9 protein-coding genes are annotated in these 9546 nt (G+C 45.8%); all 9 read right to left on the bottom strand.

Features of this window, described 5'->3' with window-relative positions; all coding sequences use genetic code 11:
• The coding region (locus COW20_12910) for a hypothetical protein (protein ID PIW47479.1) at positions 1-2257 on the bottom strand (2257 nt) is incomplete at its 3' end.
• 50 nt (positions 2258-2307) lie between these two features.
• The gene (locus tag COW20_12905; protein ID PIW47478.1) at positions 2308-3738 is read right to left on the bottom strand and encodes a hypothetical protein; all 1431 of its coding nucleotides are present in this window, start codon (positions 3736-3738) and stop codon (positions 2308-2310) included.
• 30 nt (positions 3739-3768) lie between these two features.
• The gene (locus COW20_12900; GenBank protein ID PIW47477.1) at positions 3769-5133 is read right to left on the bottom strand and encodes a hypothetical protein; all 1365 of its coding nucleotides are present in this window, start codon (positions 5131-5133) and stop codon (positions 3769-3771) included.
• A 2-nt stretch (positions 5134-5135) separates the two neighbouring features.
• The gene (locus COW20_12895) at positions 5136-6746 is read right to left on the bottom strand and encodes a hypothetical protein (protein ID PIW47476.1); all 1611 of its coding nucleotides are present in this window, start codon (positions 6744-6746) and stop codon (positions 5136-5138) included.
• Between the two features lie 203 nt (positions 6747-6949).
• On the bottom strand, positions 6950-7432 hold the full coding sequence (locus COW20_12890; GenBank protein ID PIW47475.1) for a hypothetical protein: 483 nt from the start codon (positions 7430-7432) through the stop codon (positions 6950-6952).
• A gap of 1 nt (position 7433) precedes the next feature.
• Positions 7434-7841 (bottom strand): hypothetical protein, encoded by a 408-nt coding sequence (locus tag COW20_12885; GenBank protein ID PIW47474.1) that lies wholly within the window; start codon positions 7839-7841, stop codon positions 7434-7436.
• Between the two features lie 12 nt (positions 7842-7853).
• On the bottom strand, positions 7854-8492 hold the full coding sequence (locus tag COW20_12880; protein PIW47473.1) for a hypothetical protein: 639 nt from the start codon (positions 8490-8492) through the stop codon (positions 7854-7856).
• Positions 8489-8722: a hypothetical protein gene (locus tag COW20_12875; protein ID PIW47472.1), complete on the bottom strand. Its 234-nt coding sequence runs from the start codon at positions 8720-8722 to the stop codon at positions 8489-8491. The genes COW20_12880 and COW20_12875 overlap by 4 nt, the downstream gene beginning before the upstream one ends.
• On the bottom strand, positions 8719-9537 hold the full coding sequence (locus COW20_12870) for a hypothetical protein (protein ID PIW47471.1): 819 nt from the start codon (positions 9535-9537) through the stop codon (positions 8719-8721). The genes COW20_12875 and COW20_12870 overlap by 4 nt, the downstream gene beginning before the upstream one ends.
• Positions 9538-9546 lie beyond the last annotated feature (9 nt).

Below are 9546 nucleotides of genomic sequence, written 5' to 3'. Positions count from 1 at the left end.
AATGCTTGTCGCTGCGACTGTTGCCCTGTTTGTCTTTCAGGGTGTGGTTGCCAGTGCTGGAATTGTAAAAGGCCAGATTATAATCGGGAAGGTTTTGCCGGTTCCGATCTGAGGGTAATTTCAGGTTTTTGCTAAAGGAAAAGGTCACTTCGGTATCGTCGCTGTTCCAGGAGATATTAAAAGCATCTTTATCCCAGATCAGGGTGCTGTTGCCGGGTAGAAAATTGGTGCTGAGGTTGGCATTGCCTTTTAGCGTCTGAGTGCGGCTGGGATTGCCTGCATCAACGCTCAATTTGGGTGCGTTAAAGCTGTAAATTGAGAAGGTGTCTTCAACACTTTGGCGATCCATGGGTTCGGAAAATTTCAAGACAAAACTTGTGAGTGGATCGATATTCCTGCCATTGCGGGCAGGTGTAGATAAAATCACTTCAGGTTTGTCGCTCAAGGCATAATAATCGGCTGAGTACTGTTTGTTGATGCCATCATTGCCAAAGTCATAGCGATTGGCATTGGGATCTCCTTGATTATTGGATTTCAAAACCTCTGTTCGTTTTCGAGTGGTATAACCTGGTTTTGAAACAGTAATTTCAATTTCACCCCCTGAGGGCACATTATTCAAGGCATAGGTACCCTGGGTTGAATAGGTTTCGACTTCATCATGGTAGACTCTTAAGTTGCGTATCTTGACTGTGGCACCATCAATTGGCGCATGGTTCTCATCGAAAATTTTGCCATTTAAAGTGGTGCGATCCATAACAGAGATGTCAATATGTCCGTAGGGATGAGACAACTGAGGAGGCCATCCATTGGCGTAACTCTCAGGAGAATTCGTATGTGTTGAATTCTCTGCAGGAGGGTCTCCGCTGGGAATCAGACTGGGATCATAGACCTGGCCTACGAAAAGAATTTGACTGGTTTGGTTGTCACGAATCAGGTACAGAAAGGGGCGATTGCAGATCATTTCCAGCGCTCGCTGGGGCTCTGAACTTGGAAGATTAGAAACCTCGACATAGGTAGCAGCACTGGCTGTTGTGCCTTTTTCATTGACTTCGATCTGGGATTTTTGAAAGACCTCACTTATGTAGAAATCATCTCCAGGAAAACGAGGTTTGGCCAAAGCGAATAAATCTGCAAATCCTTGATCAAAGGCTTGGTGGATACCCAAGGTTTTCAGTGAGTTGATTAAACTACTTTCCCAATCCTGTTTGAATTTGGGCAAAGTCAGACTGCCCACTTCTGTTCCAAAGGATTGAAACAGGGTCTCCAAATCCATTTGGTTCAAGTCTTTGCGCAGCTGTGTCAGTGATGAGCCATAACTGGGCAAAAATAGATACATACTGACTTTCCCGGTCTGGCCATAGGGCAGTTCAATCGCTTGAAAATCATTTTTGAGGGTGGAGTCGCCAGGGGCAAGATAATGAAAAGAACCAAACTGTCGCATCATCGGCACTTGGGTCAGGTCGCCATTGCTCAGAGTAAAATTCCGATTCTGGGTTTCAAATTCCTCGAACTTACGCGACCAATCGGCCTTGAAATAGAGGGCATTGATAAGGTACATGACCGTCAGTTCTTCCCAATCAGGATCAGGATCAACGGGTTCCAATAGTTCAGGAATTTTCTGATGGGTCTGCTGATTGACCCAGGTGTTGATCTCTGCCTGGGTCGGGCCATTGGCAAAGTGCAGGTTTCGAACTTCAGAGAAGAAATGTTCCTGATTCGTTTTGATAAACTCAGGCAAAATTTCGAAACGGTCATTGATAAACATTCCATTGGCAACTTCCAATTGAATATCTTCAGCAGGTTTGACCAGTTTTCGCATCAATTGCGAGGCGCCCCGATTGACTTCTTCAGGCTTTAAATTCTCAATTCCCAAAGCTTTCGCTATTTCAGTCTTTGTTTCACCCATTGTGCCATTCAGGGTCATTTGCAGGGCCAAAGAGACGCTCAAAGGGGAGACAAAGAGGTTTTTCTCTGCCTGCTCTTCACTCAGTGCACTTAAGAATTTAAATGCGAAGCGATTATTGGCTGCCACAACTGGGTTCGCTTTGACTTCAGCAATTTCAGCTTCATTCAAGCCTTGAATTCGGTGTTCAGGGCTAGCGCTGGGCTGTGGGACGGTGTTTGCTTGGCTGCTTGAACTGGGTACAGGCAGTGGTTTTTGGAGGGAGGAAGGGGCAGTCTGTGAACCCTGACAGGCATAAACCAGGGACAGGCTCAAAAACAGGGGGGTGCGCCGCAGTCTCAGTTTTCGGGTCATTGAATTGTTCCTTATTTCAGTATTTGAGGTTAGGGTTTTAATAACGCAGGCTAATTTTCCAAGCTGGGGTCATAGACATTGCCCATGAAAAGAATTTGACCAGTTTCGTTATCGCGAATCAAATACATAAAAGGCCGGTCAAAATAAACTTCTAATTCCCGTTGGGGTTCTGAACTTGCCTGAATAGGGCCTACACTTGTATATGTCACGACAGCAGCTTTAGTTCCCTCTTCATTGACCTCAATAAACGATTTTTGTAGAAGATCGGAAAGGCAAAAATTATCTCCTTCTGTTAGCTCTCCCTGTTTTACAGGTTGTACCATATTCAGAAAATCTGCTCCAAACTTCTGAAAGGCCAGTTGCATTCCCATTTTTTGCATAATTTTGCTTAATGATGTTTCTTGTGTCAGTTTGAACTTGGGAAGAACGACACTTCCAGAGGTCTCAAAGAATAATGAAAAAAGAGTTTCGAGATCAATAGTCTTGAATTCTTCATGTAAATCTTGAAGTGATCTTCCATAATCTGGTTTAAAGAGGTACATACCTAAGTTCTTGTTTTGACCATAGGGAAGCTCAACCGCTTGAAAATGATTATTTAGATTCTGATATCCCGGTCGAAGATATTTGATGTAATTGAATTGCCGCATCATGGGTAATTTTTTAACTGTGCCATTGGCCAAGGTAAATTCCCGGTCTTGAGTTTCAAAGTTTTCAAATCGAGACGTCCAATTGGCTTTGAAATACATGGCATTGAGCAAAAACAAAACCTTACTGTTTTCCCATTCTGCCGCTGCTGATTCGTCCTCCGGGCTCATGATATTTGTTATCAACTTATGGGTTTTATCTGATACCCAAGCGTTGATTTCAGTCTGAGTGGGTCCGTTTTTAAAGTGCATAGACTTCACTTCTGAAAGAAAACTCTCTTGAGTTTGTTGTACGAACTCGGGAACCAATTTAAAACGATCATTGGCAAAGAGGCCATTGGCGACTTCGAGTTGAATATCCTCGGCGGGATGCATGAGTTTTCGCATCAGTAAGGAAGCTCCTCGCTTAACCAGTTCAGGCTTCAAATTGTCAATTTCCAGGGCTTTTGCCATTTCTGCTTTGGTTTCACCCCTTGCACCATTCCAAGCCATTTGCAAAACCAGCGAAGCACTGAGTGGCGAAACAAATAGATTTTTTTCTTGCTCTGCTTCACTCAAAGTTTGAAATAATTTGAGAGAAAAGCGATTATTGGCGGCTACGACTGGGTTGGCTTTGACTTCAGCAATTTCGGCTACATTCAGGGAGAGTAACCTTAAATCTGGGCTAGGTGTAGGACTTGGAACAGGGCTGAGAGAGGGCTCTGCCTGAGCACTGGAACTGGGCAAAGGCAGTGGCTTTTGATTTGCAGAAGGCAGATTTTGAGTGGCCTGGCAGGCATAGACCAAAGACAGACTCAAAAGCACATGCAAACGGTAAATTTTTCTTTTTTTAGACATCCGTTCTCTCCATTCAAATGAATTTAATACTCAAACTTCGGGATAATTGTAAAAATTTTCAGGATAAGTTCTGCGCATTTCGGCAAAGCCAGAATGCGTGGCCTGCACAGGCACACGCGGGCAGTTTTCGCCAAAGCGATCGGTGGCAAAATCCAATTGCAGAATCAGGCGCTTGCCCTCTTCTAACGGGCGTCCCCGGTGAAATGCCCGTGTATCAGCTGCAAAGATCGTTCCGGCTGGGCCGCAGATCGTTGCAAAATCGTCCTGGGCATAGTGAGCTTCCATTTCTTCAGGGGTCATACGTTTATCTACACAGAGCAGCAAGGGTTTTTCGCCCTGTGTGTTCCGAATATAATCATGCGGGCCATTTTCAAGGCCCACCGGGGTGAGATAGACAAAGAAATTGAGAAAGCGAAAGCGATCGATGTCAATATGCCAGACCTGTCCGGTATAGCGACTGTGGGGGCCTTGAAAATCACTCGACCACCATAAACTGGCCAGCACGAGTTGGGGCTCGGCCTGGAGATAGGCTCGTGCCGAGGCCCAGAGATCGGGGTGGGCCATCAGGGCCTGCACTTCGGGCAGATGCACAAACTGGTGGGGTGAAAAATTGTAGCGCCGGGCCACGGGCTGCTGGGGGTCAAACAAAATGGGTTCAACCAATTGTTTGCCACTCAGCCGATCAAAGACTTCCCGGTCGTGATAAGAGGGCGTACAAGGGGTGTTTTCAGCAAACTGAACCAGGTTCTGAACCTGTTCAAGCGGGATTTGACCTGGAAAGACAGCATACCCCTCCTTTTTCAAGCCTTCCATCCAAACTGAAAAATCTGATTCTGGTATCAAGGCTTCTGCAAGCGGGGCAGTACGGGGTGGCAGAAAAAGTGCGGCCAGATAGCCCCAAAGACTGCTGCTGCGCTGATTGCTGAGCAGGTGAAGCAGACGCTGGCTGTAAAAGCCATAAAAGGGGGTCAACCCTGTTTTCCAGTATTCCTGCAGGGCTTTACAGCTGCGCAAAAGCCACATGGAGCGGTCTTCTTCAAGATCCCGTTCCAATTCCTCACGCTGTTTTGCAAAATTCTCTTCAAGGCCTTGATAGCCCAGCAATTCGGCCCAGGTCTGCAATACCTCATGCAGACTTTCAGGAAAGTGCACCAAGCCGGTCAGCAGCACCAGACTGTCCCAGAGCAGGGTTTCTTCTTCAGGGCTGAGATTTTGCAAAGCCTCCCAGTCCAGTGGAGCGCGTCGCAAGCTCTCAAAACGGGTACGCACAGCTTCAGGCGCGTCGTTTTCGAGCCAGGGCGTCAGTTCTGCCAGCAATTCCTGCAGGCGGGTATGCTTGTGGCAAAAACGCAAAATAAGGGGAAAGAGCGCGGGGTTGACGGCTTGAATCTGCATGGTTATATTTCCTGACTGGGGTCATAGACATTGCCCATGAAGAGAATCTGCCCTGTTTCATTATCACGGATCAAATACATAAAGGGATGATTGCAAACCATAGATAATTGGCGAACAGGTCCAGAGCTTCCGATATCACTTGTGAAGTTAATGACCGTTACTGCTGAGGCTTCAGTTCCTTCTTCATTGACCTCGATATTCGATTTTTGAAAGGCGTCGGAGATATAAAAATGTTGGTCAGGTGATTTGGTCTGAGCCATTTTGGTGAAATCTGCCAGATTTTGATCAAAGGCCAGTTTCATACCCAAATTTTTTAAAGGTTTGACCAGATCTTGGTGCGATTTAAACTTGAATTTTGGAAGCAGGAGTTCTCCTCCCTCATCATAAAAAGCTTTGAAAAAGGTGGGATTACTTATATTCTCAAGGATATTGCTCTGAATTGAAGCTAGGCTTGCCCCATATTCTGGCAAAAATATATACATGCCCAGGGTACTTTGCTTTCCATAAGGAATTTGAATGGCCTGAAATTTATTCTTAAACTGAGCTGAGTTGGGTGGCAGATATTTATAATAGTCAAACTGTTTCATCATTGGTACAGTTTTCTGAGATCCATTGTCTAAAGTGAAATTTCTGGATTGTGTTTCAAAACTTTCAAAACGGTGTGTCCAATTGGCCTTGAAATAGAGTGCGTTGAGCAAGATAGCGAAGGTGCTCTCTTCCCAGAATTTGGCTGTTTGGGGGTCATCAATGGGGTTTAAAACCGTTGGAATTTTGCCATGGGTTCTTTGTTTGGCCCATTCATTGATTTTGCTTTGGGTGAGACCATTGATAAAATGTTCATTGGTGATTTTGGTCAGAAAATTATTCTGATTTTTTTCAATATATTCAGGCAATAGTGTAAACCGGTCATTGGCCCAAATCGCATTGGCGACTTCCAATTGGATATCTTCAGCAGGCTTGAGCATTTTTCGCATCAGTAAATGTCCCCAGCGATTGACCTGCTCAGGATCCATACCTTCAATCTGCAAACTCTTCTGCATTTCTGTTTGGGTTTCACCCGCAGCTCCATTCCAGACCATCAAGAAGGCCAATGAAACACTGGCGGGTGAAATAAATAAATTTTCCTGCTTGTCTTGAGAGAGTTCATGAAACAAACTGGCTGCAAACTTGTTATTGACAGTGATCAATGGGTTTGATTGGAGTTCGGTAATTTCTGCCTGAGATAGAACTTGGAATTCTGATTGTTCAGTGGGGGAATACAAGAGGATATCTGGTGAAATAGTGGGCATAACAGGTGCTGGTGAGGGAATGACAGGGGAGGAAAGATTTGGATTATAGGAAGAAGAATTTTGTGTTTGTTCTTGTAGAAAGGGTTTGCCTTTTGTCTCTTGAGGGGGAATAGGCAATAAGGGAGCCAGGGCATCTTTGGGGACCCATGCAACATTTTCCTGTTCCTGTGATGAATTCATCTTTTCTTTAGGCAATGAGGACGAGTTCCGTACATCAACTTTCTTTTCTATGGATGTATGGGTTCCTGGAATCTGGCACCCATAGACCAAAGACAGACTCAGCAACAGATGCAGACGATAGAGTTTGCGCTTCTGGCGCGACATAGGCCATGTTCTCCTGAAAAAAGAAATGTTTATGACAAATTTGTGACAAAATTAATACAAAAAATAAGCAATTTACTCACGTTTATATAAACTATAGAGATGCTATTCAAAGAAAAAAAGTTCCCACCCGTGTAAGCGCTCAGGTAATTTGGGACAGTCGCTCAACTGGTTTGAGACAGTCTCAGATCAGTTGAGCCAAAAGCTCACCGAACCCGTGAGATTGTAATTGCATTCATCAGTGGATACGTATTGTTTGGAACTGCTCCAGCGGTAGTAAAAATCACCTTCCCAGCAGGAATAGGCCCAGTCCAAGACATACCATCAAAATATCCCGCATGGAAAATCTTAGGTCGTTTGATTGTTGTCGCTGTGTAAGCAACAGTATTAACTATCGCATCACCAAAATGAATAAAAACATCAACAGCAACCCCTGGATAAAACGATTTATCAATGGTGTAGATTCCCTTTTTTGCAATGAGGAAAGAATCCCCATTGGCAGCGCTTTGCACAGGCAGAATGTCAGAGCCGCTTATTTCCTCTTGAGTCGACCAGCGAAAGACCCGGTTATTGCTGCTACCAAAACCAGCAAATCCCGTGAATCTGACGTAACTGAGAGCGGTGTTTTGAGCTGGGGGTGATTTTGCAGACGAAGGCCCACCTGGGAATAAACCGAAAAATCGTGACATATTATGCCTCTTCTGCGTAGGGAAGAATGTCCCAGGTAATACCTTCTAGCCCTGAATCAGGGCCTCGGCCAGGGATAACGATGACTGTGTCTGTTCCCGCTTCTGCGCTTTGGCGCATGACCGAAATGGTGTTGATATAATCGCCATTAGGCCAGACAACAGACCCTGCATCTTGGGGAATGACATTGTCTTTGGCGTTATCACTGAGATCTCCAGGGTTTTCTTGTACTGCAGAACAGAAGTCAGCACGCCAATAAATGGGCCCAGATGCAATCAAGGTGAAGGATTTCACGTTTGAGGGCAAGTGGATGTGGGCTGGTGTTGAATTTGTTAACTCAATCGTTTTTTTTCGTGTAGCATCTGGGCAAGCCAGATCGTCAGGAGAAAGATGAGAAGGGGTGTTTTGCATAGCCTTTAAACCTTATTTAAATGGGTATTCAACGCGAATTGCGCGATAATAAACGACCTTGTACAGCTTACTGAAGTGCAGCAAAACAGCCGATTCAGCTTGATCAGGAGGCAGGTCAAACCAAATAATTTGCCGATTGGCTGCGCTGTTGGTATCCATGACACCAGTCTTGTAACGGCCATTTTCGTATTGCCGAAAGCCGAGAATGACATGGTTTGCCCAAGCATTCCAAAGCTGATCACTGGGGTTGATAATCAGGTTCCAAATCCAAAAGCCGTGGCCTTCTTTGGCTCCTGTCAGTTTGAAAAGTTCATAAGCGTAAGCCGCGAAGTCATCACAATCGCAGCTCCATTGCTCATTTGAGCCTTGGATGCGCCAATCCCCTGTTGTCAGGCATCGGGCTTGAACACCGGGATGGGTGTAATAGTCAAACAGAAGCGGATCAGCTCGGTAGGGGAGCTTCCCCAATTCTTGATTGATGGCCGCAACTGCACTGGGGTGAAGAAGGCCATCTTGTCCGGCCCGGCCCAAAACAGGCAAAGCAACTTTGGTCTGGTTAAGGGCTTTTGCTCTCGACTTCTCAGCTTTATCGCGCAGAAATGGCAAAACAAACCACTCCATAAACGGGTCAAACGGTTGTGATGCTGTCATTTAAAGTTCCTTCCAAAATCGTCTTTTTCTTTCAAAAGCAGCTCTAACTCACGGGGCGCACCATCTCCAACCAAAAGCCGCCCATTAAACAGAACCGCTGGATAAGCGGGAACAGATGGATTTTCTCCTTGAACATCTAAAAGCTGGTCGTATTTGGCTGCAATGGCCTCAACAGCAGGCTGTACAATTGTGCAAATCAGGCAATCTGGCTGGATGTAAAGTGTGATCATGACTTCTTGCAAAACAGCACTGTGACGTGCTCGGGTTCATTGCTTTGAGAGCCTGTTGAACCTGAATATTCACCCGTTGTGCCGCTGGCTCCACCCGTCGTAGATGTGGACTGGCTGCTTGTCGTGAAATTATGGGTATGGTTTTGTTCAATCGGAATATTAAATCCCGAATTTGCGGTCGTAGATGCTGAATTTGGTGCTCCTGTCGTACCAGAATGCGTGTGTGACATATCATGTGTATGATATGGAAACGAGTGGTCATGCGTGACTGAGTGACTGTGAGTATTCGCGCCTGCTGGAGTCAAGTTCGGAACAGCCGCATCAGCTGCCCCTTTGAGATAAAACCCATCCAACTCAGTGGCCCGTACCCAGCCAGCAGGGCAAGCGGTTCCTGTCCAAATAATAATCGCCCCAGCAGGTACCCCTTCTATGTTTGACACGGCTTCTTCAATGGCTTCTTCGGTTTGCACTTCCAGAGCCGCAATAGCACCTTCAACCCAAGCCGTTTGCGCGGCAAGAGATGTGTCAATCTGGCCCTGGATGTCAATATCCTCGACCAGTTGCATAAGCTCAGAATAAAGTGTCTGAATTTCCACAAGCAGGGCCTGGGCTTCAGCGAGAATAGGCGCAATTGTTGCATCAATTCTCTCCAAACCAAATTGCTGAATATCTGCAACTGCCGACTCCCAGTCCAGTCTGACTTGCTCCAATCGATCTAAACGGGCATCCAATGCTTGCCAAACTGGGTTGAAATATTCCTGCCCAAGACGGGTTTTCCCGTCCTGCATCTGGTAGCGCTGGTATTCTGTGGCCATGGTTTTAAC

This window comes from bacterium (Candidatus Blackallbacteria) CG13_big_fil_rev_8_21_14_2_50_49_14 (assembly GCA_002783405.1).
In the GTDB taxonomy this organism is placed as follows: Bacteria; Cyanobacteriota; Sericytochromatia; order UBA7694; family UBA7694.
Note: the sequence above shows the minus strand (reverse complement) of the source record. Positions and strands in the feature narration are given on the sequence as shown.

Bases quoted from the DNA above. Each gene is read 5' to 3' on its own strand.
- COW20_12880 (PIW47473.1), bottom strand. From the start codon at position 8,492: ATGACAGCATCACAACCGTTTGACCCGTTTATGGAGTGGTTTGTTTTG.
- COW20_12870 (PIW47471.1), bottom strand. From the start codon at position 9,537: ATGGCCACAGAATACCAGCGCTACCAGATGCAGGACGGGAAAACCCGT.
- COW20_12890 (PIW47475.1), bottom strand. From the start codon at position 7,432: ATGTCACGATTTTTCGGTTTATTCCCAGGTGGGCCTTCGTCTGCAAAA.
- COW20_12895 (PIW47476.1), bottom strand. From the start codon at position 6,746: ATGTCGCGCCAGAAGCGCAAACTCTATCGTCTGCATCTGTTGCTGAGT.
- COW20_12885 (PIW47474.1), bottom strand. From the start codon at position 7,841: ATGCAAAACACCCCTTCTCATCTTTCTCCTGACGATCTGGCTTGCCCA.
- COW20_12905 (PIW47478.1), bottom strand. From the start codon at position 3,738: ATGTCTAAAAAAAGAAAAATTTACCGTTTGCATGTGCTTTTGAGTCTG.
- COW20_12875 (PIW47472.1), bottom strand. From the start codon at position 8,722: ATGATCACACTTTACATCCAGCCAGATTGCCTGATTTGCACAATTGTA.
- COW20_12900 (PIW47477.1), bottom strand. From the start codon at position 5,133: ATGCAGATTCAAGCCGTCAACCCCGCGCTCTTTCCCCTTATTTTGCGT.